The organism is Streptomyces sp. NPDC005262, assembly GCF_042872425.1.
GTDB lineage: Bacteria > Actinomycetota > Actinomycetes > Streptomycetales > Streptomycetaceae > Streptomyces.
In genome coordinates this window covers 1-26,278 of sequence record NZ_JBIAKK010000014.1, presented here as the reverse complement: position 1 = coordinate 26,278, position 26,278 = coordinate 1, and the positions used below count along the sequence as shown (strand labels likewise).

Here is a 26,278-nt window from a genome sequence, read left to right as displayed (position 1 = left end):
ATGCTCGACGAGGGGCGGGCGTCGTCGGACGTCAGCTGAGCCGGTAGTCCCGCGAGTCGGCGCCCCGAGCGCGCCGAACGACCCCTGGCTCCTCAAGGCGGCACAGCTGGTACAGCACTGACGAAGGGCTAGTGCCGCATCAGGCAACGTTCGCCCTGTCGATGGCTACTCTGACGACGTGGCCCGATGAGAAGGACAGTGGGAGTGGCCGAAGAGGGAGGCGCCGGACGGATGAGCTGGTGTCGGCGTCGGCCGGGGTAGCGGCGGTTGGCTCGATCTGTCGTGGACGCGACCCAATGTTGGCCAGGAGACTGGGCGTTCAGCCACCGGACCGGCCTCACTCCTGGAGACGACTTGCGCACCCATCTCGCCGCAGCCTTCAGCGCCGTCACACTGACCACGGGCATGCTCCTGACCGCGCCCACAGCCAGCGCCCAACCCGCGGCCTACCCCACCACCCCCTTCAACGTCACCGTCACGAACACGTACACGACTGGCACGTTGACCTGGTACGGCCGGTCGGTCCTCGTGGAGGGGGTCCACAAGTCGGCTGACCAGGAGAATTGCCGAGGCACCACGGCGTTCACCCTTGACGCCGGCAACGGGCAGCTGGGAGTCGGATACAGCAACACCAGGTCGTGTGCCGGCGAGATCGTGCCGTTCAGTTTCACCGTGCCGGCTGAAGCCCCTGGCGGAGCTGCGGTCGTCCGGGTCTGCCTGGATGACGGGTCCGCGCCTCCGCCCACGTACTTCAAGTGCGTGCGCTACGGGCATCCGTAGGCTGACCGGCAGACATTCCGGCATCCGAGTAGTGCGCTGGATCGCCCCCGTCTCCGTCGAGGCGGGGGCCGTTTCTTGTCCGGCCGGGGGCCGTCTCGACCGACCGCGACCCGGGTGATTCAATCGAACATATGTCCGAGCTGCCGCCCGATCCGCCACGCCTCCGCGCGATCCTGGCGCACCTCAACCAGCAGCTCACCGGGAACGAGACCGTCGTCATCTACCTGCGGCTCCAGCGTGACGCCGTCCAGGCCGTGCTCACCCGCACCGAGCAGCCATCCCCGCTCAGGCGGACGGCCGGGTCGGGTTCGTCGTCCAGCTGCCGCCCCAGCGCAGCAATCCAGTGACGCTTCCACAGGGCGAACGTTGCCTGATGCGGCACTAGCCAGGCCGACGGCCGCAGCGATCTCCTGCACGGTGGGCGCCTCGCCGTGATCGGCGATGTGGGCGCGTATCGCGGCGAGTACCGACCGCTGGCGCTCCGTGACGTCCCACGATCGTCGGACGCGGGTCACGGTTTTCTCCTCAGCCTGCTGGCGCAGGTCCGCGAGCTGCTCCCGAGGGACGTCCTGGACCCCACACGACTCCGACAAGAGGTCGTAAGGGCAGTCCGTCGGCGCGCCGGCAGACCGATTCGGTCTCGGGCGCTTCCCGGGGCACTCGCAGTGCTGGGCTGTCCGTGGCCGTGACGCAACGGCGGCCGCCAGTCTCAATTCTAGTCTCGATTGCTGCCTAATCCGACGCGGTCTGCACCCGTCCACGAACGTCCAGCGCGTCACCTGACCTGCGAGGCGAGCCCTCTCTTGGACACCCCCGGACCGTCGTGGAACAAGCCCGGACAGCTTGTAATGCGTAGGTCGTCGGTTCGAATCCGACAGGGGGCTCCGATGAAGCCCAGGTCAGATGTGCTCTGACCTGGGCTTTTGTCTCTAGCGGATGCGGCGGCGGGCGCGGGAGCGGGCCGCGCGGCGGTCTCCAGTCTCACTTCTGGTCTCAGTCGCGGGCCTAGGCACCTGTTCCGGGGCGGGCAGGAAGGCGTCTCCCATGCGGCGCATGGCGTCTTGGAGAGATGCGAGCGGCCCTTAGGAACGCCTTCGCCTCTTCCTGGGTGAACGGGTTCGCCCCGGTCTCGGCGATGCCGGGCGGGTCGACCAGTCCGGCGACGTTCTCGCCGATCATCCGGCGACGGTGGGCAATCTTCAGGGCCCGCGACAGGATGCGGTGCACCTTGACCACGTGGGACGGCGCATGGCCGGCATCGAGCATGGCCCGGTACATCTGCTCAAGGTATCGATGTCGTATACGACATCACCGTGGGACTAGCTGTATTGCCCTGCGACGTTGTTGACTCGGCTGATGGGCGGCTGGCCTCCGAGTGCGGTGTGGCAGCGATGGTAGTTGTAGCTGTGGAGGAAGTCGTCCAGGGCCGCGGTGCGTTCATCGTTGCTGGTGTAGGCGCGGACGTAGGCCCATTCCTCGATCAGGGTGCGGTTGAAGCGTTCGACCTTGCCGTTGGTCTGGGGCCGATAGGCGCGGGTCAGCTTGCCGGTGGCACCGAGGTGGGCGAGAGCTTCTTTCCAGGCGAGGCCTTTGCGGTAGGCCCAGGCGTTGTCGGTGAGGACGCGTTCGATGCGGCTGATGCCGTGGGCTTGGAAGAACGCGGCGGCGCGGAGGAGGAAGGCTGTGCAGGTGGCGACCTTCTCGTCGGAGTGGATCTCGCTGTAGGCCAGGCGGGTGTGGTCGTCGACGGCGGAATGTACGTAGTCGAAGCCCATGCTGCTGCGGGTGGCGCGTCCGGCCTGTCGTCCGAGGACCTTGTGGCCTCCGCCATCAGGGATCCGGCCGAGTTTCTTGACGTCGATGTGGACCAGCTCGCCTGGGCGCTCGCGCTCGTAACGGCGGATGACCTGTCCGGTGGGCCGGTCGAGGAACGCCAGGCGGTTCAGGCGGTTACGGGTCAGGACGCGGTGCACGGTCGACGCGGGCAGGCCGAGGATCGGGCCGATCCGGGCGGGGCCTAGCTTGCGTTCCTGCCGCAGCCGGCAGACCTCGGCCTCGGTGGCGGCCGGGGTCCGGTGCGGGGTGGTGCGGGGTCGGCTGGATCGGTCGTGCAGGCCCGCGTCGCCTTCGGCGGCGAACCGGCGGACCCACTTGTGCGCTGTGGTGCGGGATATGCCCATCTCGGCCGCGACATGGGCGACCGGACGCCCGGAGCTGACGCGCTCGACCAGGAGCCGCCTGCCATGAACGGTCAGACGGGCATTACGGTGGGACACGAAGACCTCCGGTGCGGTGCAGTCCTAGACAGCTCCACCACACCGGAGGTCTTCGTCATGATCAAGCCCCACGACGTGTCAACAACGCTCGTGATCAATACAACTAGCGCGTGGGTGCTGCTGCTCAGCGCCTCGTCTCGTACCTGGTCAGGACCACGCCGCCGGGAAACGTCCGCGTCTCCACCAGGTTCAGGTTCACCCAGCCGTCCAGCGCGGTGAAGAACGGCGTGCCGCTGCCCACCAGGACCGGATGGGCGGCGATCGCGTACTCGTCGATCAGCCCGGCGCGCATGGCCGCCCCGGCGAGCGTCGCGCCGCCGATGTTCATCGGGCCGCCGTCCTCGGCCTTGAGCCGGGTGATCTCGGCGATCGCGTCGCCGGTGACCAGGCGGGTGTTCCAGTCGACCTTGTCGATCGTCGAGGAGAACACCACCTTCGGCGTGTCCCGCCAGTTCCGCGCGAACTCGATCTCCGCCGGGGTGGCGTTGGGCTGTTGGTCGCCGCTCGGCCAGTAGGAGCTCATCGTCTCCCACAGCTTGCGCCCGTACAGCGACAGGCCACTCGCCTGCTCGTGGTCGAGCCACCACTGGAACAGCTCGTCGCTCGGCGGTCCGCTCCAGCCGATGTCGTCGCCGGGCGCGGCGATGTAGCCGTCCAGGGTCAGGTTCATGCCGTAGATCAGTTTCCGCATGGCCCAGCCTTCCGTCCGTGGGTGTCCGGCGTATAGACCAGCGCGGCGCGGGAAACTCATCGGTGCGCGATCCGGGCTCGCCGGTAGTCCTCGTGCTCGGGGCTCAGCGTGGTGTACTCGGCCGACTCGGGCAAGCCGCCTGATCTCGACCTCGCCCTCGCGAGGAAATGCCACGGATTTGAGACTGATCATGGGTGACGATGCCGTGAGACAGCCAAGAACGCCCAGGTCACGCAAGATCGACATGTCACGAGCGGCGAGACCTTACAGGGGCGGTCCGGCCGCCGGCCAGGAAGTACCGGCAGAGCCGGGGGCAGCCGGCCACCGCCCGTATCCCGATCCGGTTGGTGATCACTCGGCTCGTGATTGTCGAGCAGAAGTGACGGCACAGGGCGGGCGGCGAAGAAAAAAAGGGAAGGAGGGAACCAACGGGGTGTTGGCAGGATGTGCGAGCTCAGCACCCGATAGGAAAGGACCCGCCGACTATGGCTCGTGCCATCACGTTGATCCGCTCTGCCTCCCTGTCCGACGTCGCCGAGTACGCCTACGCGGCCACGGCGCCCGCCGAGTCACGCCTGATCTTCCTCGCCGGGGCGTGTCCGCTGAACGATGACGGCTCCACGGCATCGATCGGTGACTACGCGGGTCAGGCAACGAAGGCCATCGAGAACATGCAGGCCGCCCTCGCTGCGTCAGGCGCATCGCTCCAGGACGTCATCAGTACAAGGGTCCTCGTCGCGTCGGCCCGGCGAGAGGACCTGGTGGCTGCCTGGGAGGTAGTCCGGGACTCGTTCGCCGACCATGACGTCCCCAGCACCTTGATGGGCGTCACCGTGCTCGGCTACAAGGATCAACTCGTCGAGATCGAGGCCGTCGCGGCCGTGCTCGATTCTTGAGCCCACTGACCCGCTGTGGCGGCATGATCAGCAGCCTTCACCAACGACATCCCGATGCTGCGCCGGCAAGACCCATAGCGGATTGATGTGCCTCAGATGGGTGTCCTGGTTGTCGGCCAGCGCCCGTTTCAGAGGAAGCGGCAAGTAGCGGCAGGCGAAGGTGAACCCAGAGTCGTCTCCATCACCCCACACACGGTGGTCCCATGCGTTGGAGGTGCCCGTGGGCGCTTGGAGCCAGAAGAAGGTAGTTCTCCGGGGCTGCCCCGTGTCGGGGTGGGGCTTGTCTTCGGTAAGGATCTTCCTGATCACTGAGGCGGTCAGCAGCCCGGTCTCTTCGGCGACTTCTCGTAGGACGGCATGTCTCAAGTCTTCGCCAGGTCGGACACCGCCCGCGGGGACCTGAGTACCGGCCTCTGGAATGCCCACGTGGTCGAACACGAGGAGCTCGGGAACGGTGGAATGCCGGATCACGTACGCGGCGACACGGATTCTCGGAGTGGCCATCCCGACATTCTCTGCCACCCCCAACTCTCGTGGTGGCCCGTGGGGTTGGTGTGGGGCGCCACATTCAGCGACTGAGGAAGTGTCTGGTCCGCGGGGAGGCTGGGGGCGGACTGTAAATCTGCCGATGGACTCGCGCCGGCGCCCACATAGGAGACCCGGGGCATGGCCAATGTGCTGCGAGGTACTTGGTGCTCAGAGCCCGTTGCCCCATCCGAAGGTGACGTTGTACGCGCGCTGGAGGGCGTGCCGACCGTGGTCCCCGTCTGCGTAGGCCCACGCGAGGGCTGCGGCGAACCAGAGCAGAAAGACTCCGCTGACGATGCCCAGAGCGACCAGCTTGCCGTACCAGCTGAGGAACACCAGGGCAACGGTCACGATGACCGCGCCTACGTGGGCTCCCCACAGGTCGAGCGACGCAGCCTTGCGTGCCGTTCTGCGCCTGGCCCGTTCTGCCGCGAAGCGCTGCTCACGAACAGACTGCGGTTCATTCTCGTCGAAGCTCATCTCATCCCCCTGACGCTGACGCTACATGGGGCCGGACCCCGTCGGCTGAGGTTCAGGAACCGGTATGCGCCGCGCGCCAAGCCACAGGCCCTCTGGCTGTCCCGCGCCCACTCCACCGGCGGGCCGGGCCGTCTGTGGGCCGTCCGAGGGTGGCCACCGACGACGGCTACCGACCATTCTCGCCCTGCTCAGCGACGGTCCGGTGGGTACCGCCGCAGGTGCCAATCCGCGAAGGCGAGTTGAGCGACTTCAGAGGGTTCTATCGGGGAAACAGCTACTGGGTTGCGGCCGCCAGCTCAGACGCAGCGGAACACGCTTTGACGGGTACGACGGCACTCGGAGGTGTGCGTGCCGCCGCCGTGATGTCCGACGGGGTATCGAGGCTCGTCACCGAATACGGGATGGCGACTTGGTCCGACGCCTTTGCGGCGCTGCGGCGTGGGGGCTCCGAGAGCTGATCGATAACGTGCGACCCGACGGGTCGGCGGTGGCCTGCCATGGTGGTCCGCGGTGTGCTGGCCGGTGTCATGGTCCTGGAGGTCCTGCTCCCGGCGAGCACGGTCGGCAGTATCGACCCGGACGAGCAGAAGATCTTCGTCGACCGCCAGGGTCTATGGCCCGACACTGACAAGCGCCGGCCGACCTCGGCCCGAAGGCGGAAAAGGCTCTCCGCGTTGTTCTGGCGGAGTGTGATGAGCCATCAATTCGTTGCGAACTAAATCAACTTCGACGTGAAATCCTCCCAAGCACGCATGTACCAGCGGAGGTTGAGGATTCAAACATCGGTAATCGCTTGATAAAAAGCCTTCACGTCCCGTAGGTTTTGGCATGCTCACCCGGTCGGCTGACCTCCGACGGCGGGTGGACCCAGGGGGTAGGGGGACCAACTCTCAGATTTCGCCCGGCCTGTGTGGCCGAGGCGTTATCTGGCATGCCTATCAGTAGCAGGGCAGGTGTGGGCCACAACAACCTGACTGCCCCCTGCCATTTGGCACATCGAATTCTTGGAGAAACAGACATGCGCAAGTTGCTTGCCGTCTCCCCCCTTGTCGCCGCTGCTATATCGGCTGCGCTCGCCTTTGGAGTTGCCGCACCCGCGCAGGCGGCCGGGGGATGGAATGCGACCGTGCAGTGCGTCAAGTGGCGCATCTCAGACAGCTCCGCCCACGGGTATTTCAACGGGCACGGCTGGGCCAAGACGCAGCCGGACGCATGGAAGGCGGCCCTCAAGGACGCCAACGACCAGATGTCCCAGGGCTATCGTGCAAAGCACTGCGACAAGAAGAAGATCGTGAAGGGCTGATGCAATGAGGACGCGCACGCTGAACTTCGGCCTGTACGCAGATGAGCAGGGGCTGGCCTGGGCCAGACAGCTTGTTGAGGAGGCCGTCGGTTTCCGCAGCGCCCGTATCGTCGAAGAGAGGGTCGCGCACACGGTTTTCGGGAGCGAACTGAAGACCGCTGACGTGTACGAATTTCTGGCGGAACAGTGGGCCGCGGAGCATCCTGGCCAGAGCAGCGGTGCCCGGGAGCCGGTTGAGCTGTGCGTCCATGTGGTGTGCTCCCTGAGGACCTGGCGGACAATCCGTAAGGCAGTGATCAAGGCTTTGTGCCCTGAGGGCCTGGACCCACATGTCTGTCCCGTTCCATGGGTTGCTGCCTGAGCCGTTTCCTGCGGTCTGTTTTTTTCTGTGGAACGCCGTAGCAAAACTACCGCGCATCGCACGGAAGATTGGAAATCCACCCGGAAAGGGACTTCGGGGTGAGCGCTGAGAGTTCTCCCAGACATGGGATACCGGGCGAGCCAGTCATTCGAACTCGGCAGCGCACAACCGCTGAGGCGGAGAATTTCTGGCAGGATGCCGGTCGATAGCGATGTCATTCAGACGGTGGGGGTCTTTCGGCCGTCTGTGCGGTGTGCTCCGAATTAAAATGCCAGCCAGATCGAAAAGCGAAAGAGAGTCAATTATGAAGAAGATGAACGGAATCAAGGCTGTTGCCGCTGCCGGCGTCATAATCGTGGCCGCTGCGGCTCCCGCGTTGGCCACCTCCGAAGACGTCGGCGGCGGCAGGTGGAGCCACGCCGTTGGCGGCGACTACGTGTACTCGAACTACTATCACAAGGACAACTACCACGCCTCGTCGGTCGAGGGTAAGTACTGGGCGAAGAGCGGTTGCACCAAGGAGAAGCTGTGGTCCAAGGCTTCCGCGGAGAAGGCTCTGACGGTCAGTAAGGCGTACTACGACCCGGCGTGCTGATGCGTCGCGCACGCGGCCCTGAATCCTGAGCCGCTGCTCCTGGCTGCGGGCTTGTGCTTTGGCTCCGCAGCCAGGTCTTCATCTTCAATCAACGTGAATGCGCGCTCCTGGAGTGCCCGAGCCTAGGTAACCGATGCTCCACCGAGGTATCAAGTTCGTCCATGCCGCCGTGTTGGTCTTCTCGGCGATGATGTCCTTTCTGTTCGTTCGAGGACTGGACGAGGAGCTGGTGCTGGGCAGTTCGGCTCAGATCTGGGTGTCCGAGTCCGACGATTCGGTGAGCGGTGCTCAGGTTGCCCGGGCGATCACCGCGTTCTCGCATGAGCACGGGGTAGCGGTGGCTCGCGAGTTGCCGGATGTGAAGAATCCCGATGGTCGCCGGCACCTGTATCTGGCCTCGGGTGATTCGAACTCCGAGGCAGCGTCGTGGCTGAAGGAGGGCTACCCGGCGTTCAGCGGGCACATCACCACGGACGTGCATCCGATCGTCGAGATCGGACAGCGTGACCCACGGGGCTTCTACTACGTCTTCGGACCGCGCGAAGCCGCTGACGCGTTGGTGGCGGAGTTCGCCGATCTGGGCCTGGGCGCAAGTGTGCAGCATCCTCTTGCGCGCAGTGAGCTGGCCCTTCTCTTCTCGGGCGATGATCTGCTCTGGTCCTTCTGGGTGGTCGCTCTCGCCGCGGTGACCATGACTGGCGCAAGTGTGCTGCTGAGCGCCAAGAACTATGGAGTACTGCGCCTGCAAGGCCATTCCTTCATGGATCTCCTTGCTCGTGATCTCAAACAGCTGGCGGTCTTCTGGGCCTCGGCCGCAGGCACTGTCGGGGCGGCGGTACTGGTCATCCTCAGCCTCTACAACGGTCTCGCCTGGCTGGGTCTGTTCACGGTGGTGGCTGCGTGCCTCGCCGGCCTGCTCGTCCTGTTCGTGCTGGTTGCCCATGCCGCTGCGCTCGCTCTCACCTTCAGGGTGGGTGCACTGCGAGCCCTCAAGGGTGAGCTGCCTGCCAGAACGGCGTTTGTCGCTACGTACCTGGTGCGCATCCCCGCAGTGCTGCTTGCCCTTGGCTTCGCCATGGACGTCACACTGGCGAGCCAGCACGTCATGGCACGGCAGGACAACCAGGACATCTATGCCAAGGTGGGCGATGCCGTCACGATCCGTCTCAACGGCAGTTGGGGAGGCGACTCGAAGTCGGTGGTCGCGCAGGTGGGGCGCTGGCTGCGCCAAGCCGATGCGGCAGGCGAGATCATCGTTGCCGGGCGCGAGGATCTCCAGAACATCTCCTCCAGTGCTCGCCTCCCCAAGGGCGAGATGCTTGTCGTCAATGAAAGCTTCCTCGACAAACAACCGGTCCTCGGGCTGAAGGGGCAGCGGTACTTGCCGGTGCCGCGCAGCAAGAGGGACGAGAAGGCCGATTCGGTGCGGCTGATCATCCCTGCATCTCTCGGCCGCCATGCAGCGGACATCAGGGCAACGGTCCCTGATGTGTTCGGCAGACTGGATGCGGATGTGCGTCGGCGGCTCAAGGTGGACGTGCTCCAGGCCAAGAGCGGTCAGCGTGTGTTCGGGTACAACTCCGGTGATCGAAGCCCCAATGCCGCCTACACTCCGGACGATGATCGGACTTTGCTTCGCGATCCGGTCCTCGTCGTGGTCCCCAATGGTTCGAATATTCTCACCGATGACGCCTATGCCACCTTCGCGACGCAGGACGGGATCGTCTTTCCTCATCCTGGCGACGTCCTGAAACCCCTTGATGCAAACAAAAACGGCTTGCAAGCCTATGTGGCGGCGGTGAATCCAGTGGGGCAGAACGCCGCACTAGGACTGAGGGAAGCCGTGAACGACTTCAGATTGCTTCTCTTCAACCTCATCGCATCCGTGGCCGTGCTTCTCATCACCGGCTTCGGTGTCTGCATCATTCACTCACGCAAGAATGCCCAATCCGTGTTCGCTCAACACATCAACGGTTGGAGATTCATTGCCAACCACCGCTTGATACTCGCTGTGGAGGGTCTTGTTGCGGCTTTCCTTGCTTGGTGGGTGCCGATTCAGGTGTGGCAGGAGCATCAGGACGTAAAAGAATTCACCTCTCGAGGCATCCCTTCCCCCTTCCCTCCCGTCCAGATCACCACGCTGGACCTGGGTGCTATCGGTGGGCTGGTTCTCATTGAATTCTGTGCCGTCCTTCTCGCTCTCGGAGTGTTTCATCGGCGCATCGTAAAGGAAGGGGCAATCGCCACTTGAGCCCCATGCAGGTGAAATCCCTCCGCCAAGCAGGAGTACAGTCGTGATCGATATTTTGAAGCTGTCCAAGAAATTTGGAACCCGCACCTTGTGGTCCGATGTCACCACCACCGTCAATCGCGGTGAGATGGTCGCAATCGTCGGACCCAGCGGATCTGGAAAGTCAACTCTCCTCAACTGCATCGGTCTCCTCGACAAGCCGGACGGAGGAGAAATCCGTCATGAAGGAAAAGATATAACCCGGTTCGGGCGAGGCGAGACCCGGCGATTCCGTCGTGATGTCCTCGGATACCTTTTCCAGAACTACGCCTTGATAGAGAACGCCACTGTCGCCGTTAATCTAGAGGTTGCTGTCAAACCGAGGCGGGCTTTGCGAGGCGCGACCGGCGCGAGTATCAGCGAAGCCCTCGACCGCGTCGGTCTTGCGGGGCGGGAGGAAGAGAAGATCCATCATCTGAGCGGCGGGGAGCAGCAGCGTGTGGCGCTCGCCCGGCTCATGGTCAAGCAGCCGGCCCTGGTGCTCGCTGACGAGCCGACGGGAGCGCTTGACCATGCCAATGCCACGGCAGTCATCGACATCCTCCGTGAGATGAGCGATGCCGGATGCGCCGTTGTCATTGCCACCCATGACGACCGGGTCCGCGACCGATGCGATTCCGTCTTCGCAGTCGATGAGAATTCCCTGGTTGCTTGACTGTCAGCTCATCGCGTGCGCTCGGGCCGGCCTCTGAGGGCTGTCCCGTGATTCACGGTGGTGGCGGACGCGCAAGTCCGAGGGCGGCGGACGGTGTACGACCGGTGCGGAAAGAGACCGGACGCCTGAACGCCCTTGGCAGGGCCGCGGTCGAGGTGGATGCGGTAGATCAGCCGGGGCCGCCGGCCGGGCCTGGTGCAGGTCAGCGCCGCCATAGAGACGCATTCGGTGCCCTGGGCGGTGACCCGCACGACCGGTGTGTGCCACGCTGGCCCCAGGTGCGGCCTTTGGGCGGCCTCGGGCCCTGGCCGGCTTCGTCCTCGAAGCAGAGCCAGGCGCCCAGGTCCGCCACCCTCTTCCACGCGGGCCGGGGCCGCTCGTGGCCGCCGTCGGCGGCCGGGGACTCAGCGCAGCCGTGCGTCCAGACGGATCTGGACCAACGTGGTCTCCACACCGCTGTCGACGAGCCGGCCGTCGGGGCCGAACGCCCCGGCGCCGTCGGTCATGCCGAAGTCGTTGTCGTTGATGACCGCGATCGTCCGCGAGTCGACGACGGCGACGCCCTCGATCTTCTTCGGCGCGCCGGGCACCGTGTTGAGGTCGACGACGAGCTTCTTCGACAGCACCGGCACCCCCGCGGCCGCCGGGTCCGGCAGCGCCTCCAGCGACGGGGTGGTGGCGGTCGAGTCCCAGGCGGTGCCCAGGATGTCGCTCCCGGGCCGCAGTACCACCCGGTGGAGACGGGCGGCCCGGTCCGTGCGCTCCTGCACCAGCAGGGTGTCCGGGCCGATCGCGACCACCGAGGAGAGCTTCAGCTCGGTCGGGTCGTCCTCGCCCGGGTCCACCGTGCCGACCGGGTCGAAGGCGTAGGCGTACTCGGCCGTGACCTTGCCCCGGCGGGGCGAGAAGCGCAGCAGACGTGTGGTCCCCGACGCCTCGCCGACCTGCTTGGAGGGGTTGAGCAGGGGGCTCTGCAGGGCGATGACCAGGTCCCCGCCCGGAAGTTGGGCGAGGCCCTCGAAGCCCCGGTTGCCCTTGCGGGTGAGGAACACCGACGGAAGGCCCTCGACCACCGGGTAGTCGGCGCCCTTCAGGGCCAGGCCCTTGGGGACGTACCGGGTGAGCACCCGGCCGGTCGTCGAGACGTGGACGAGTGACGGGCCGTACTCGTCGACCAGCCAGAACGTGCCGTCGTGGGATCGCACGATGCCTTCGGTGTCCAGCCCGTCGGGGTTGAACCCCAGCGGGGTGGAGGCGTCGTAGGTGTAGGGGCTCTCGTCACGGCCGCTCTGGTTGGACAGGCCGGTCACGGGTGCGCCGCTGCGTGTCCGGATCGGGAGCGCCTTGAGGATTTCGAGCCGGGAGCCGTCGACCTTGACCTTGACGATCGCGGGGTCGAAGCCGGGGACCGGGAAGGTCCGCCGGTTGACGCCGTCGATCTTGATCTGGCCGTTGGGGCCTCGGTCGGTGACGGTCCAGAACTCCCCGCGGCGTCCGGCCGGGAAGAGGTCGCTGCCGATGCCGCCGAGGTCGACGCCGTGGTCGTCGGCCACCGAGTGGTGCAGCAGGGCGTTGGAGAAGGCGGCGAGCGGGATGTCCGGGAGGGTGGATGTGCGGACGACCTTGCCGGAGACACCCTGCTCGCGTCCCGGCTGGGTGGTGGCGTCAGCCGCGGCCGGCAGCAGTAGGGAAACGGCGAGTGCCGGGACTGCCGCGACGGCGATCCGGCGGCGGGCCGGTCGAGTCATGTGTGGGTACCTCCACAAGGGAAAACGGTGAAGGACCAGGCTGAGCACCGGTGATGAACGTCCGTCAGCAGAGCGGTGAAGTGAGGGCGTCGCGCCCCCGTCGATATGGATCGCGGGGGCTGCGGACCGGCGGGGTGGCCGCCGCGCGCGGGGGCTGCCGCGGGGCGGTCGCCGTGCGTGTGTGCCGCTGCGGGGCGAGTTGCCCCCGGGGAGAACGGTCAGGCGCCCTTCAGATGGCGCATCAGGCGTTCGAAGTCCTGCCAGCCGGACAGGTCCGAAGGGTCGCCGGGCAGCGGGTAGTAGAGCGCGGGGCGGGTCTTCGGGCCGAGCTGGACCGGGGGCTCGGACAGCGGGGTGCGCCGGGCGCGGTCGCCGGGCATCTCGCGGACCTCCTCCGCGCCGAGCACGAACGCCACCGGGACGCCGGGACCTTCGAAGCGGGGCGGTACCGCCAGGTCGCGGCGGGCCTTGCGGATCTGGATCAGCATCGACTGCAGGTGGTGGCGGGTGGCGAGGATCTCCGCGACCCGGGACAGGACGTCCACCGGCGGTTCTTCGCCGGCCCCGTAGCCGAATGCCAGGGTGACGTCCTCCTCCACGCCGCCTGTCGTACGGCTGACGCGGACCGTGGCGAGGCCGGGCCGGTCCGGGCTGCCGACCACCACCACCCAGGTCGGCGCGGGCGACCTGTCGTGGGCGACATCGGTGAGCTGGCGCAGTGACCAGGGCAGGTTGGCGGGCTCGGCGGTGCCCCAGCCCGCCGGGGGGTTGCCGGTGAGCTCGCGCCATACCGCTTCCAGGGCGCCGCCGAGCACGAGCCGGTCGTCGGCGGGGTGGACGGTGCGGAACGAGATGGCGAGCTGACGCTCGCCGGTGTCGGTGAACTCCTTGAAGGAGGCGGCCACCGGGGTGCGTGGGTCGTCGGGCGTCGCGTCGGCCGCCTCGACCGGTGCGAACATGCCGTTCTGCCAGCGCAGTACGGCGCCGGACAGGCCGTCGTAGTAGCCGTCGCGCTCGTCCTGCACGACCCAGCGCGACGGCCAGCCGGTCAGGCTGTTGCGTACGGCGGGGGAGAGCGTGGTGCCCGGGGAGGTGACGATCTGGAGGCCGAGCTCGGCGTCGGCGGTGGCCCGGAACGCGTCGGAGAGCCAGGCGGTCATGGCGACCACCGGCCGGTCCTGGATGACGACGGCCACCTTGTCGGTGAGCGCGTCGATCGCGGGCTGGGCTGCGGCGGGTGTGGGTGCGACGCTGACGCCGTCGGTCTTCACCACGGCGACGGAGCGCGCGGCCTCCGGTGGCCAGGCGGATCCCCCTGCGAGGGCGATGAGGCGGGCCGCGAAGGTGCCCGCGAGCCGCTCGGCCTCCTCGACGCCGGTGGTGGCGCGTGCTTCGGTCCACCAGAACGGGACGGCGGGTGAGGTCGCGCCGAGCAGCCGCTCGGCCTCGCCGGCTACCTGTACGAGCAGCGGTGCCTCGACGGAGACGAGGGGTCGGCCCTCCTCGTCGCAGAGCCGTACGACGGCGTCCTCGCCCAGGGTCTCCACCAGTTTGTCGGGGCCTCCGGAGAGCAGACCCGCGAGCACGGTCAGCGGGTCGGGCATTCTCCGGGTGAGGGCGATGACGTCCTTGGTCATTTGGTCGTCCGGTCCTTCGTGGTGCGGGGCGTGGATGTCGGTGCGGTGCGCGGGACGGTTCCCGCGGGCGTCATCCGGTGGTGTACACGGTCTGGATGAGGCGGTTCGACTGGCCTCTGCGCATGAGTACGCCGCGGCCGGCCGGCTGCTGGGTGGCGTACACCCCGGGGAACAGCTGGCCTTCGCTGCGGTCGCCCGCCATGACGATCGCCGAGGCGCCGGATTCGCGCAGGCCCTGCATCAGCGGCTCGTACATGCCCCGTGAGGCGCCCGCGACGCGGCGGGTCAGGACGAAGTGGAGCCCGATGTCGACCGCGGAGGGGATGTACGGCAGGAAGGGTGCGAGCGGGGCGAGTCCCGCGGTGGTCAGTACGTCGTAGTCGTCGACGAGGACCACGATCCGTGGGCCGCTGCCCCAGCTTCCGGGTTCCAGGTCCTCGGTGCCCGCGCTGTCGTCGGGCAGCCGCTTCTCGAGTTCGGTGGCGATGCCGGCGGCGAGGCCGGCGCACATCTTGGCGTTGTACGCGTAGCCGCCGCGGAACTCCTCGGGGATCGCGCCGCGCAGTCCGCGCCGCGGGTCCATGACGGCGAAGACCAGTTCGTCCTCGCTGTAGCGCTCGATGAGTCCGCCGGCGACGGTCTTGAGCAGGTTCGTCTTGCCGCATTCGCTGTCGCCCATGATCAGCAGGTGCTGGTCGTGGTGGAACAGGTCGAGCAGGACGGGTGCGAGGGCCGTCTGGTCCAGGCCGATCGGCACCCGCTCGGGCTCGGCGACCGGGCCGGGCAGCAGGTGCGGTTCCAGGACGTGCGGCAGGACCCGTACGGGCTGGGCGACGTCGCCGCTCCAGGTGGCGCGGACGGTGCGGGCCGTCCGTTCCAGGACGGCGCCGAGGTCGGACGTGTCCGGGAGGCCGTCCGTACGGGGCAGTGCGACCTGTGCGAAGAGTTTGCCGTCGGTGAGGATGCGGCCGGGCTCGTCGGGCGACAGGGTCTGGGCGAGCTTGCGGTCGATGCTGGACTCGCTGGGGTCGTTGAGGCGCAGCTCGACGCGGGTGCCGAAGTTCGACTGGGTGGCGATGCGGACGTCGTTCCAGCGGAGCATGCCTGCGACGACATGGATGCCGTAGCCGCCGCCGCGCTTGAGGACGTCGACGACGGCGTCGTCGAGCTCCTCGAAGTCGTCGCGGAGTGCGCCGAAGCCGTCGATGATGAGCACGATCTCGGCGGAGGCCAGCTGGGGCAGCCGGCCTGCGGCGTGCAGGGTGCGCAGTTGCTCGACGGAGTCGATGCCGTGTTCGCGGAACAGCTCCTCGCGGGCGGCGAGTGCGTTGCGTACTTCCTCGACGGTGCGTCCGGCGCGTTCGCGGTCGGCGCGGCCTGCTACGCCGCCGACGTGCGGCAGGTCCGCCAGTGCCTGGAGGCCGCCGCCGACGAGGTCGAGGCCGTAGACGCCGACTTCCTGCGGGGTGTGGGTCAGTGCGATCGACAGGGCGAGTGTGCGCAGCAGGGTGGTCTTGCCTGCCTGCGGGCCGCCGATGACGGCGGCGTGGCCACCCGCGACCGTGAGGTCCAGGTACCACTGGCCCTGCCACTGCTTGGTGGGGTCGTCGAGCAGACCGAGCGGAACTCGGAGCGGGCCGCTCCGCTTGGCCAGCTGCATGCCGCGCGGCCCGACGTCCAGCGGGCCGGCGACCTTGTCCAGGGCGATGGCGTCGGGCAGCGGCGGCAGCCAGATGCGGCGTACGGGACCGGCGGCGTTCTCCAGCTGTCCGACGATGACGCCCATCTCGGTCGGCCCGGTCTCGCGGCGCCGTACGGTCGGCTCCTGCTCGCCGGAACTCTCTTTCTTGGCGAGGGTGTTGAACGCCTCGTACTCGAGGGCGAGCGGTCCGGAGTCCGCTTCCTGGGCGCGCTGTACGGGGCCGCGGTAGGCCCCGGAGACGTAGCTCGCCTTGAAGCGCTCGTAGTGGCTGGTGTCGACCTTGAGGTAACCGAAGCCGGGCAGCGGCGGCAGGTGGAAGGCGTCCGTGGTGTCCAGGACCGTGCGGGACTCGTCGGCGGAGAAGGTGCGCAGGCCGAGCCGGTACGAGAGGTAGGTGTCCAGGCCCTTGAGCTTGCCGCCCTCGATGCGCTGGCTGGACAGCAGCAGGTGCACGCCGATGGAGCGGCCGATGCGTCCGATGGACAGGAACAGGTCGATGAAGTCCGGCTTGGCGGTGAGGAGTTCACCGAACTCGTCGATGACGACGAACAGGTGAGGCAGCGGGTCCAGGTCGGGCCGCTTGTCGGACCGCAGGGCGGCGTAGTCGCCGATGTCGGCGACGTTGCCCGCGTCCTTGAGGACCTGCTGGCGGCGCTTGACCTCACCGGCGAGCGAGGCGTGGACGCGCTCCACGAGGCCGGCCTGGTTCTCCAGGTTGGTGATGACACCGGCGACGTGCGGCAGGTCGGCGAACGGTGCGAACGTCGCACCGCCCTTGTAGTCGACGAGGACGAGTGCGAGGTCCTCCGGCGGGTGGGTGGCGACCAGGGCGAGGACGAGGGTGCGCAGCAGCTCCGACTTTCCGGAACCGGTGGCGCCGACGCACAGGCCGTGCGGGCCCATGCCGAGCTCGGAGGACTCCTTGAGGTCGAGGAGCACCGGCTCGCGGGCGTCGCTGACACCGATCGGCACGCGCAGGAAGGAGCGTTCGCCGCGCGGCGCCCACAGGCGTGAGAGGTCGAGCTGCGCGACGTCGTCGATGCCGAGCAGGTCGGCGAAGTCGACGGGGCCGGACAGCGGGGCGTCGACGAGGGACTCGGCGGCGAGCCGCAGCGGCGCCAGCATCCGGGCCAGGCCCTCGGCGAACGGGATACTGACCTCGTCCACGGTGCCGTGGGCACTGATCGGTTCCTGCTCGCGCAGGTCCTCGATGAGCACCTGGTCGCCGTCGACGGTGATGCGTACGCCGACGTGTCCGGGCTCCTGGACCCGCTGTTCGAGCAGGTGCAGCATCGTGACACTCATCTCGCGCAGGCCCACCGCGTCGTCGGGACAGGGCAGGTCCACGGCGTCCTCGCCGTGTCCGTCGGCGACGACGAGCAGCCGCGACGTCATGGACAGGGCGTCCTTGCCGGACAGGCCGCGGCGCACCTCGGCCGCGTACGAGGCGCGCCGGCGCAGCTCCGCTCCGATCTGCCGGGCGAGCTGGGGTGCGGACGGGGCGATGCGGCGGGCGGCGACAGGGCCGTCGAGCTGCTCGGGGTCGAGCAGATGTGGCATCCACTTGGCCCACTCCCAGTCGGCGAGCCGGTCGCCGGGCACGGCGAGGGCCATCGCCACGTCGTCGGGGGCGTGGGTGGCGGCGGTCTGGACGAGCAGGGCGCGGGCGACACGCAGGCAGTCCTCGCGGGGGCCGATCACGCTGACGTTGCCGACGCGGTCGAGCGGTACGGTGAGCGGGAGTTCGGTGCCGCTGCGGAACCGGGACATCAGCGCCGACGCCTCGTTGAGCATGAAGCGGTCGGGCGGGGTGAGGACCGAGGAGCCCTGCTGGGCGACCTTCAGATCGCGTACGGGCATTTCGCCGGTGCCGACGCGGACCCGCAGGAAGTCGCCGTCGGAGCGGCGGCGCTCCCACAGCCGGGCCGGGTCGCGCACTATGTCGTAAAGGGCGTCCGGCGGCGGAGTGAGGATCTCGGTGCGTTCGCGCCGTTCGCGTTCCTCGCCGGAGAGTTCCTCGCGCAGGTCCTCCAGATAGGCGAGATAGGCCTCGCGCTGGGTGCGTCGGGTGCGCTGGGCCTTGCCGCGCTGGGAGAAGACGAGCGCGACGGAGCCGATGACGGTGACGACGAGGATGATCGCGCCGAGCCCGGCGAACTGGCTGTTGCGTACGACGGTCATCATCACGACGGACGACATGACACCGGCGACGGGCAGCAGCGACATCGCGATGTTGCCCGACTTCCCCTCGGGGAGGTTGGGCGGCGCCTCGATGGTGCGTGCCTCGGAGGGGGGCGCGGGCCGGGTGGTCCTCGCCGGGCGGTGGATCAGTCGGGTACTCATCGGCGTCCGTCACTCACGGTCGGGCTCGGCATCTGGGTCAGTGGCGCTTCTGGGAGAGCTGGAAGACGTCCGCGGCGAGGCGGGTGGCGGCTTCCCGGGTCGAGTGGGCGAGCAGCTCCGTACGGATCAGGCCGCCGGCCGCGAGGTGCCGGTCGTACGGCAGGACCTGGACGCTCGCCCCGGTGGACCTGAGCTTCTCGGCGGCCTCGGCCAGGTCGAGTCCCGCGTGCGGTACGAGTTCGGTGAGCACGACGACCGTGCCGGCGATGACGTGCTGCGGCAGCCCCTGCATCCACTGGAGCACCGAGTACGTACTGGTGACGCCCTCCAGCGTGGCGGGGGCGGTCAGGATGCGGGCCTGGGAGGCGGAGAGCGCGACCCGGGCGACCTCGGCGGGCAGCGTCTCGCAGTCGACGACCGTGACACCGAAGTAGCGGCGCAGCGAGACCATGACGCCCTCGTACGCCTTGCTGCCCAGCATGGCGCCGATCTGTCCCTGGCTGCCGGGCAGCAGCCAGGCGTTGCCGGGCAGTTGGACGAGGTAGCCGGTGATGTCGAGCAGCGACATCTGCGGTTCGACGATGTCCGCGAAGTCGCCGATGGTCCAGCGCAGCGTCTCCGCGCCGAGCCGCAGCGGCAGGGAGCCGAGCGCAGGATCGGCCTCGACGACAAGGACCGGGTCCTGCCGGTAGTGCGCGTACGTGGTGCCGAGCAGGGCCGCGACGGTCGTCTTGCCGGCGCCGCCCCGGATGGAGGTGACGGCGATCTGCCGGCCGGTCGTCACGGGCTGCTGGAGCACCTCGGCGATCCGGGTGATCTCGGCGACCTCCTTCGCGGCCGACGACGAGACGGTGCGGCGCACGGCGCGCGTGGCCCGCGAGGCGAAGGACTGCCCGTGCCGCGGCTTGCGTCCCGCGGTGACCAGGGCCTTGTCGACCACCGGCCGGGAGTCGGGGGCGTGGTGGGGGCGGGTGGCGGGGGTGTAGGCGGAGGTGTGCGCGGGCGTGGCCGGGGGCTGTTGCTGCGCGGGGGCGGCCCGGTGGGCGGCCTGCTGGGGCGGGTAGCCGTAGCCGGGGGCAGGTGAGGGGGCGGCCTGTTGCTGTGGTGCGTGGCCGTATGTGGGGTCCGGCGCGGCCTGCGGGTATCCGGCGGAGCCTGCGGGGGCGGCCTGCTGGGGCGGGTAGCCGTAGGAGGGGTCCGGTGCGGGGGTGTTCTGCTGCTGTGGTGCGTATCCGTATGCGGCGTCGGGCCGGGCGTATCCGTCGGGTGCCGCGGGGGTGCCCTGCTGGGGCGGGTATCCGTAGCCGGGCTCCGGTGCGGGGGCGCCCTGCTGGGGTGCCGCATGCCCGGGGGCGGCGTTCGGTGTGGGGCCGCCCTGCGCGTACCCGGCGGGGTCCTGCGCGCCCTGCTGCCCCGCTCCTTGCGGCGGCGGGCCCTGCTGCGGTGCGCTCTGCCGGCCGGCGGCGCCGCGCAGGTCGCGCAGCACATCGCCCTGCCAGTTGTCTCCGTTCGGCATGTCAGCCTTCCTCTTTCCGCCCTGCTGCCCCGCTCGGAGCGCCTGAGCGTCGACTCAGAACTTGTTGAGCAGCTGTCCGTACACGCCGAACGCCCCGACGGCGAGCGGGAAGAGCCCCACGACGCCGATGGACTCGACCAGGTCGGCCATGCGCCGCAGCCGGACCTGCACATGCTCGGGCGGCTGCACCGCCAGGACGAGCAGCGGCAGGACCGCGGCCGCGCACAGCACGGCGAGCGGCCCGGCGCCTCCGGAGTGCTGCATCCACACCATGACGAGGCGTACGACGAGGACCGCGGCGGCGGCGATGAGTGCCACGACCTCGGCGACCAGCGGGAAGGCCCGCGCCCGGGAGAGCAGCACGAGGGCCACGAGCGCGGGCAGCGCCCCGGTCCACACGGTCGGTGTCGGCGCCTGGGTGAGCAGCCAGCCGCCGGCCGCCGCGGAGACGGCGGTGACCGTGGTCGCGAGGGCGAGGCCGCGGTGGGTGGCCGCGAGCGCGTTGCCCACCTGGTGGCGGCTGACGGAGACGCCGCCGGAGCGGCGGTCGTCGAGTGCGGTCAGACCGGAGGCCATCAGGGCGAGCCGAGGCAGCAGCCCGAGCAGTACCACGGAGAAGACGGCCATGACGGCGCCCAGCCGGGACAGGTCGCTCTGGACGGCGGCGACGGCCTCCCACACCACGGTGATCGCGGCGGTCGCCACGGCCCCGATCAGTCCGCCGCGGCCGAGCGGCGAGAAGTAGCCGAGCAGCAGCAGTACGAGGACGAGCGCGCCCGCGACGGCCGCGAGCCGTGCGGTGCCCGGCCAGTCGTAGGCGTCCGCGGCGGTCCAGGCGGTGAGGATGCCGAGGCCGCCGGAGGCGAGCAGCAGGGCGGTCGCGAGGCCGCGGTTGCCCTGGCCGATCCTGGCGACGAGCGCGCCGGCCACCAGGAGGAGGAGCGTCACGGCGACGAGCGCGCCCGCGAGGGCGTCGAGTGCGAACTCGCGGCGGGCGAGCAGTGCCGCGATCACCGCGAATGCCACGGTCGCCACGCCCGCGCTGGCCCGGCGGGCGGCGGGACGCCAGCGCCACGCCTGGAGGTCGAGGTCGTCGGCCACCAGATCGGTGACGTCGTGCACGACGGGGGCGGGCGGCGCGGAGTGGGCCCGGACCAGCCGGAGCACGGCACCGTCCGCGATCTCGGCGGAGGACAGCGTGCTGTCGTGCGGCAGCGCGGAGCCGTCCGACGTGATCAACTGGCGTGTCATCGGACGCGATGCGGCCCGGTCGTCCAGCAACTGCAATATGTCCGGGAGCAGTTGGCCGATCGGCGTGTCGGACGGCAGGACGATGTCGGCCCGGCGTCGCTCGCCCACCAGGGTCACCCGGCTCAGCTGAGCCCGGGAAGTCATTGCTGTGCTCACCACTTTACGGGAACCTATCGTCGCGACGTTGAGGACGGGGGCCGGCTGGACGCGCCCAGGGTGCTGTTCATGGAAATCGTCATCGGGCGGCCGGCGCTACGGAGAACCAGGGCTGGATTTCCCGGACCCGTCCGGTTTCGCCGCGGGCGTCGGCTGCTCGTACTGCTGCTCCTGGCGCTGCTGCTTCTCCTGCTCGGCCTTCTGCTTCGCCAGCGTGTGCTGGAGGAAGGACCACCCGACGCATCCCGCGCACAGGACGGCCGCGATGGCGATCCCGGCGAACACCTTCCCGAGCCGCTCGTCCGCCGTGCGCCGCGACCGCTGCACACCGAACAGCAGCGCGTCACGCATCCTGCGGCGGCGTACCGCCACCGACTCCAGAAGCTGGCTGTCGTAATCCCGTGCCATTCGTCGTCCGCTGCCTCAGTCGTCCATTGCCTCGGTCGTCGGCGAACCGTCGCGCGTACCGCGTCCTGCGTCCACTGCATGAACGTCGCCTCGCCCGGCCGCTGCCCATCGGGCACGCCCGACGCGCGTCAGCGCGCCGGCGCCGGCCGATGTCGTCCACGGCGCTGCAGTCGGCTGCGTGTGTTGCGGCATACGGAATCCCCCTTGCTTTGCCTCCGCAACATAAGGCATGGACAAGTCAGCAGTACAACCCGGAGCCGGGAGTGGGACAGACCCCGGACAATCATGAAGCAGTTCCAAAGGACAGGAATCAGGGCGATACAGACGGTGCACCGGTGCACCGGTGCGGCGTGGGGCGGGGATGCGGAACGGCGGGGCGCCCGGGCCGCGTTGCCCGCACCGTTGCCGGTGAACGGCCGGTACTGCTCGGCCCGGTGGGTCTGCGCCCGCCGAGTCGTGCGGTTCAGTTGCTCACGCATCGGCCTCGGTACGCGCGGGTGCCTGACCGAACACCGAAGAATCCTCGTGCACGGGACCGCGCCGTCTTGGACGATCGTTGTCAGCTGCGGGTTGGGGCTCAGGTATCGATTTCGCCGACCCAGCCGAACTCCAGGAGCTCCCTGGGCAGGTACTCGGACTCGACCTCGATCGGCATGTCGGCATCGCGGGCCATACAGGCGATGGCGAGTGGGCCGAGGGCGACCAGGCCTTCGCCGCTCAGGGAACGTGCCTCGTTCGCGGTCCAGTACTCCTTGTGCCAGGTGAGAGCCGTGGCCAGCGACTCGTTGAACCGTTCGGCCTCCCGGCGCAGGTAGAGGTGGAACAGCTCTAGGGGCGGATACAGGACCTTCAGCATCAGTTCTTTACCGGCGATCCGTGTGGTCTCGGGGTCGGTGCCGTTGACCGCGGTGACCAGGGTGTCCCAAGTCTCCTGTCGGCCGAACCACGCGTTCTGCAGGGTTTCCACCCACGCGTATGTGTACTCGTCGAACTCCGCGCCGGAATCGCGGAGGAACGAGACGGGTACCTGAGCCAGCTGGTTGGCGCGGCCGTTCTCGCGGCAGACCACCGCCAGGTAGTAGGAGGTGAGCCAGCTCCCGGCGTGCAGGTAGTCCTGAGGTCCGGTCGCGGGCAGGTTCTTCACCTCGCCGTCGGCCCCGATACGGCACGGCACAGGTCCCTCGGGCGCCGTGCCCGCGGCGAACAGTGCGGAGCCGACCTGCATGGTTGTGACCCATGCCTCCCACGTCGGGAACTTCTGCGCTGTGGAGTCCGCCAAGCAGTACGACTTGGACACAGTCAGCATGCTGCTCAGGGCACGGGAGCGGGATGTCTCCGACGTCTCAAGCCGGTCGAGTACACGGCCGGCGCTCTGGATGCGAGCCGCCATGGTCTCCGCCACACCATCCATGGGGAACTGATGACGGGAAACGGGCGTGCTCACTGATTCTTTCCTCTTCGTCGACCAGGAGGATGTACGGGGCAATTGGGGGCACCGGCCTGCAACGATGAGCCACTCGGGACGCCCGGCGCGCGGACACAGTGGCAACTCCGTTTCGTCGAACGGACCCTGGACCGGAATACGGGTGGTCGCGGACATGCCGCTCAGCGGAGAGATGAACCAGTCCGGTGACCCGGCTTATGCCGCGGAGGGGTTTACCCCTCGCCCTTGCGCCAGTTCTTCGTGGGCCGACCCTTCTCGTCCCACTGCCGATCCTCCAGCAAGGTCAACCCGTCCTCGGCGAACACGCGCTCAGCGGCGAGGGTGCCGTTCGGGTGCCACTCTTTGGAAACCCCTACAGGAAGCCCCATTCGGGCTGTTCCCTCGGACCTGAGCGTGCCGTCCTTGTACTACTCACGGCAGTTCCCCCCCGGGCGCCGGTCCGCAATGAGTCGGCGATCTGCGGCAGCCGCGGGTTGGGGGTCAGGTGTCGATTTCGCCGACCCAGCCGAACTCCAGGAGCTCCTTGGGCAGGTACTCGGACTCGACCTCGATCGCCATGCCGGCATCGCGGGCCAGGCAGGCGATGGCAAGCGTGCCGAGGGCGACGAGGCCGTCGCTGTTCGTCGACCGATCCTCGCCCGCGGACCAGTACTCCTTGTGCCACTTGAGGGCATCGGTCAGAGCTTCGCCGAACTGCTCGGCATCCCGACTCAGGTAGCGGTAGAAGAGGATGATCGGCGGATACAGGATCTTGAGCATCAGCTCTGAATCGGCGTACTGGGTCGCCTCCGGGCTCGTGCCGTCGACCGCGGTAACCAGCTTGTCCCATGTGTCGTCCCGGCTGAACCAGAAGCTCTGCAGAGTCTCCACCCACGCGTAGATGTACTCGTCGAACACAGCACCCGACTCACGCAGGAATGAGACAGGAACCTGTGCCAGCTCCGTTAGGCGCTCCTTCTCGCGGCAGATTACGGCCAGGTAGAAGGAGGTGATCCAGGTTCCCGCGTTCACGTGGGTCTGGGGCCCGGTAGCGGGGAGGTTCCGTGTCTCTTCCCTGATCCGGCAGGACACACCGTCTTCGGTCGTGGTGGCCGCGGCGAACAGCGCGGAGCCGACCTGCATGGCGGTGACCCATGCCTCCCAGGTCGCGAACTTCGTTACCTGTGGGTCCATCGCGCAGCGCGACTTCGCGAGGGTCAGCATGGCATTCAGGGCCTGGCTACGGGCGATGTCCGACTGCTCAAGGCGCTCAAGCACCCAGCTCGCGGTCTCGTCGAGAACTGCAATCCCGTCGGCCATGCCGGCCACGGGGTAGTCATGGCGGGGAATGCTCGTAGCCACTGACTCTCCTCTAGTTGATCTTGAAATGTTCGAGCATCGCCCCAGCGTACGTGCCCGTACTGTCATTGGCCTTGACCAGGACGTATTCCAGTTTCTGGCTATCCAGTGCCTTCATCAGTTCGAGCGCCAACTGACCATTGGTCACGGTGCGCCCCGCACTGTCCGTCACCGACTGCGTCGCGCGGCTCTGCATCTCGGCGATGATCGTCTGGACGTACTCCTTGGTGCCCTGCTTAACCATCATTCCGGCTGCGGCGCCGCCTCCCTGCCGCCAGTCGAGTCTCGCAGATGGCGCCTTCGCCTCGACGATGAGATAGCTTCCGTCGCCGCGCTTGTAGAGCTGGTCGAACATGTTGGCGCCGTTGGGCGTCTTCGGAAGCGGGACATGCTGGGCGTCGGGGAACTTCTCGGGGACGACGTGGTATGCGGCCGCGTCTTCACCGAGCCTTTCGGCTATCGAGCTGTTGTTGGGCGTCTCGCCGAGCTGCTTGGCGTACGCATCCTGCGCTTTGTCGAGGGCCTCCTGTGCCGCCGCGGACGGGTTCTTCTCGAACGTCCTCTCCGCATGGGTGAGGTCCATGGAGACCTTGCGGTGCTTTGCCACATCGTCAAGGTGTGCGAGAGCCCCAGGGCTGGCTGACTCCCGCTTGAGCGGCGTTTCATCGAACCTGATCTCGGACGGTCCGTGCGGCAGGTCGTACTTGGATATCCAGTTGCCGTTGCTGTCCTTGGCCAGGATGGGCAGCTCGACGCCGCTCTCCGTCGCGGACTTGTCCAATCGGTGGCCCCGACTGTCGTAGTACTTCTCGAACCACGTCTTGTCGGGGTCGTTGGCCTTCCGGATGTGCTCGTCCTGGATCTGCTTCCGCTCGGCGGGGGTCAGTTCACGCTCCCCGTTGTGGCCGCCGTTTCCGGTGCCCTCGTCCGCGTGATTCGCGGGCGCGGCCCCGTCGTCGGCGACGTGGCCCGCGTCGTCCGCGGTGTGTCCCAGGTCGTCCAGGTTGCCGGGGCCGATCGGGTCGTGGCCGCCGGTGTGGGGGAGCCCGTTGTCGGCGTTGGGGCCGCCGGGTACGTCGTGGCCGACGGCGGGACCCGTGCCCGGGGTCTCGGTGCGGGGCCCCGGCACGTGGTCACCGACGTGGGTGCCGGGTGCGGCGTTGTCCAGGTTGTTGCTGGGCATGTTGTTGCCGGCATGGCTGCCGGGGAGGTTGTCGCCGGCGTGGCCGGTGGGCATGTGGTTGCCGACTCCGCCTCCGGGGAGGTGGCTTCCTGCGTTGCCTCCGGGGAGGTTGTCGCCGATGTCGGCGCCCGGGATGTCGTCGCCGGTGCGGCCGATGTCGCCGAGGTCGTTGCCGAGGCTGTCGCCGATGCGGATGACGTGGTCGCCCGCGTTGGCGCCGACGTGGGCTGTGGTGTCGGCGGTGTGCGCGCCCGCGCCGACCAGCGCCGGTTCCCTGTCCGGTGAAGGGGTTTCGGTGTGAGGGGTGTCGGCGCCGGTGTCGGGGGTGATGTCGGGGGAGCCTTCGACGCGGGCGTCGTCGACCTTTTGGAGAACGTTGCCGTTCTCGTCGAGGAGGTTGTACTCGTTGTCGAAATACCGGGCCGGTGCGCCGGGTGCCGTGGGCAGCTTGGTGGCGCCCTCGGGCAGGACCGGGACGTCGTCGGGCAGCTTGAAGTTGCCGTCGGGGAGCTTGACCGCCCCGTCCGGGATGGCTGCGCCCTCGGGGAGGTGCACGGCCCCGTCGGGCAGCTTGAGCGCACCCTCGGGCAGCACGATCGCATCGTCGGGCAGCGTGGGGATCTCGACGTTGCCGATCCCCTTGAGGCCTTTGGTGATGTCGCCGATTTTGGAGAGTCCTGCGCCTGCGCCTTTGGCG

At 68.2% G+C, this 26,278-nt stretch carries 22 protein-coding genes and 3 pseudogenes; 9 read left to right on the top strand and 16 right to left on the bottom strand.

Features of this window, described 5'->3' with window-relative positions:
* Positions 1-354 precede the first annotated feature (354 nt).
* The gene (locus tag ACFYP5_RS28405) at positions 355-780 is read left to right on the top strand and encodes a hypothetical protein (protein WP_389041325.1); all 426 of its coding nucleotides are present in this window, start codon (positions 355-357) and stop codon (positions 778-780) included.
* Between the two features lie 131 nt (positions 781-911).
* Entirely contained in the window at positions 912-1,127 is a 216-nt protein-coding gene (locus tag ACFYP5_RS28400) for a hypothetical protein (RefSeq protein ID WP_389041618.1), read from the top strand.
* A gap of 36 nt (positions 1,128-1,163) precedes the next feature.
* Here the strand turns inward: ACFYP5_RS28400 and ACFYP5_RS28395 are convergent.
* From ACFYP5_RS28395 to ACFYP5_RS28380, 4 genes and pseudogenes are all read right to left on the bottom strand, one after another.
* Positions 1,164-1,295: pseudogene (locus tag ACFYP5_RS28395) on the bottom strand (hypothetical protein); the annotation flags it as partial.
* 547 nt (positions 1,296-1,842) lie between these two features.
* Positions 1,843-2,067 (bottom strand): annotated as a pseudogene (locus ACFYP5_RS28390) (integrase); the annotation flags it as partial.
* A gap of 32 nt (positions 2,068-2,099) precedes the next feature.
* Positions 2,100-3,056 (bottom strand): IS481 family transposase, encoded by a 957-nt coding sequence (locus ACFYP5_RS28385; RefSeq protein WP_389041323.1) that lies wholly within the window; start codon positions 3,054-3,056, stop codon positions 2,100-2,102.
* Between the two features lie 124 nt (positions 3,057-3,180).
* Complete coding sequence (locus ACFYP5_RS28380) at positions 3,181-3,747, bottom strand: dihydrofolate reductase family protein (protein WP_389041321.1); 567 nt, start codon at positions 3,745-3,747, stop codon at positions 3,181-3,183.
* Between the two features lie 485 nt (positions 3,748-4,232).
* Between ACFYP5_RS28380 and ACFYP5_RS28375 the strand changes: the two genes are divergently transcribed.
* Positions 4,233-4,643 carry a RidA family protein gene (locus ACFYP5_RS28375; RefSeq protein ID WP_389041319.1) on the top strand — a complete coding sequence of 137 codons (411 nt, stop codon included), beginning with the start codon at positions 4,233-4,235 and terminating at the stop codon, positions 4,641-4,643.
* A gap of 27 nt (positions 4,644-4,670) precedes the next feature.
* On the opposite strand, the gene ACFYP5_RS28370 is transcribed toward ACFYP5_RS28375, so the two are convergent.
* A complete protein-coding gene (locus ACFYP5_RS28370) occupies positions 4,671-5,147 on the bottom strand; it encodes an NUDIX domain-containing protein (protein ID WP_389041317.1) in 477 nt (158 codons plus the stop codon).
* Positions 5,148-5,339: 192 nt separating this feature from the next.
* Positions 5,340-5,651: a hypothetical protein gene (locus ACFYP5_RS28365; protein ID WP_389041315.1), complete on the bottom strand. Its 312-nt coding sequence runs from the start codon at positions 5,649-5,651 to the stop codon at positions 5,340-5,342.
* 497 nt (positions 5,652-6,148) lie between these two features.
* Here ACFYP5_RS28365 and ACFYP5_RS28360 point away from each other — a divergent pair, with 497 nt between their 5' ends.
* From ACFYP5_RS28360 to ACFYP5_RS28335, 6 genes are all read left to right on the top strand, one after another.
* Complete coding sequence (locus tag ACFYP5_RS28360; protein WP_389041313.1) at positions 6,149-6,370, top strand: hypothetical protein; 222 nt, start codon at positions 6,149-6,151, stop codon at positions 6,368-6,370.
* Positions 6,371-6,669: 299 nt separating this feature from the next.
* A complete protein-coding gene (locus tag ACFYP5_RS28355; RefSeq protein ID WP_389041311.1) occupies positions 6,670-6,954 on the top strand; it encodes a hypothetical protein in 285 nt (94 codons plus the stop codon).
* Between the two features lie 4 nt (positions 6,955-6,958).
* On the top strand, positions 6,959-7,315 hold the full coding sequence (locus ACFYP5_RS28350) for a hypothetical protein (protein ID WP_389041309.1): 357 nt from the start codon (positions 6,959-6,961) through the stop codon (positions 7,313-7,315).
* Between the two features lie 304 nt (positions 7,316-7,619).
* Positions 7,620-7,910, top strand: coding sequence for a lactococcin 972 family bacteriocin (locus ACFYP5_RS28345; protein WP_389041307.1), 291 nt, complete (start codon positions 7,620-7,622; stop codon positions 7,908-7,910).
* 169 nt (positions 7,911-8,079) lie between these two features.
* The gene (locus tag ACFYP5_RS28340; RefSeq protein ID WP_389041305.1) at positions 8,080-10,161 is read left to right on the top strand and encodes a hypothetical protein; all 2,082 of its coding nucleotides are present in this window, start codon (positions 8,080-8,082) and stop codon (positions 10,159-10,161) included.
* Between the two features lie 43 nt (positions 10,162-10,204).
* Complete coding sequence (locus ACFYP5_RS28335) at positions 10,205-10,855, top strand: ABC transporter ATP-binding protein (protein ID WP_389041302.1); 651 nt, start codon at positions 10,205-10,207, stop codon at positions 10,853-10,855.
* Between the two features lie 404 nt (positions 10,856-11,259).
* On the opposite strand, the gene ACFYP5_RS28330 is transcribed toward ACFYP5_RS28335, so the two are convergent.
* The 10 genes and pseudogenes from ACFYP5_RS28330 to ACFYP5_RS28285 all read right to left on the bottom strand — a co-directional run.
* Positions 11,260-12,603, bottom strand: coding sequence for an esterase-like activity of phytase family protein (locus ACFYP5_RS28330; protein WP_389041300.1), 1,344 nt, complete (start codon positions 12,601-12,603; stop codon positions 11,260-11,262).
* 218 nt (positions 12,604-12,821) lie between these two features.
* The gene (locus tag ACFYP5_RS28325) at positions 12,822-14,240 is read right to left on the bottom strand and encodes a DUF6177 family protein (protein WP_389041298.1); all 1,419 of its coding nucleotides are present in this window, start codon (positions 14,238-14,240) and stop codon (positions 12,822-12,824) included.
* A 70-nt stretch (positions 14,241-14,310) separates the two neighbouring features.
* On the bottom strand, positions 14,311-18,285 hold the full coding sequence (eccCa, locus tag ACFYP5_RS28320; RefSeq protein WP_389041296.1) for a type VII secretion protein EccCa: 3,975 nt from the start codon (positions 18,283-18,285) through the stop codon (positions 14,311-14,313).
* Positions 18,286-18,322: 37 nt separating this feature from the next.
* Complete coding sequence (locus ACFYP5_RS28315) at positions 18,323-19,801, bottom strand: MinD/ParA family protein (protein ID WP_389041294.1); 1,479 nt, start codon at positions 19,799-19,801, stop codon at positions 18,323-18,325.
* A gap of 54 nt (positions 19,802-19,855) precedes the next feature.
* Complete coding sequence (gene eccD, locus ACFYP5_RS28310; RefSeq protein ID WP_389041292.1) at positions 19,856-21,196, bottom strand: type VII secretion integral membrane protein EccD; 1,341 nt, start codon at positions 21,194-21,196, stop codon at positions 19,856-19,858.
* 108 nt (positions 21,197-21,304) lie between these two features.
* The gene (locus ACFYP5_RS28305) at positions 21,305-21,616 is read right to left on the bottom strand and encodes a hypothetical protein (protein ID WP_389041290.1); all 312 of its coding nucleotides are present in this window, start codon (positions 21,614-21,616) and stop codon (positions 21,305-21,307) included.
* Positions 21,617-22,193: 577 nt separating this feature from the next.
* Positions 22,194-22,922: an immunity 49 family protein gene (locus ACFYP5_RS28300; RefSeq protein ID WP_389041289.1), complete on the bottom strand. Its 729-nt coding sequence runs from the start codon at positions 22,920-22,922 to the stop codon at positions 22,194-22,196.
* Between the two features lie 350 nt (positions 22,923-23,272).
* Positions 23,273-23,428 carry a hypothetical protein gene (locus ACFYP5_RS28295; RefSeq protein WP_389041287.1) on the bottom strand — a complete coding sequence of 52 codons (156 nt, stop codon included), beginning with the start codon at positions 23,426-23,428 and terminating at the stop codon, positions 23,273-23,275.
* A gap of 112 nt (positions 23,429-23,540) precedes the next feature.
* Complete coding sequence (locus ACFYP5_RS28290) at positions 23,541-24,359, bottom strand: immunity 49 family protein (RefSeq protein ID WP_389041605.1); 819 nt, start codon at positions 24,357-24,359, stop codon at positions 23,541-23,543.
* A 52-nt stretch (positions 24,360-24,411) separates the two neighbouring features.
* Positions 24,412-26,278, bottom strand: a pseudogene (locus ACFYP5_RS28285) (hypothetical protein); the annotation flags it as partial.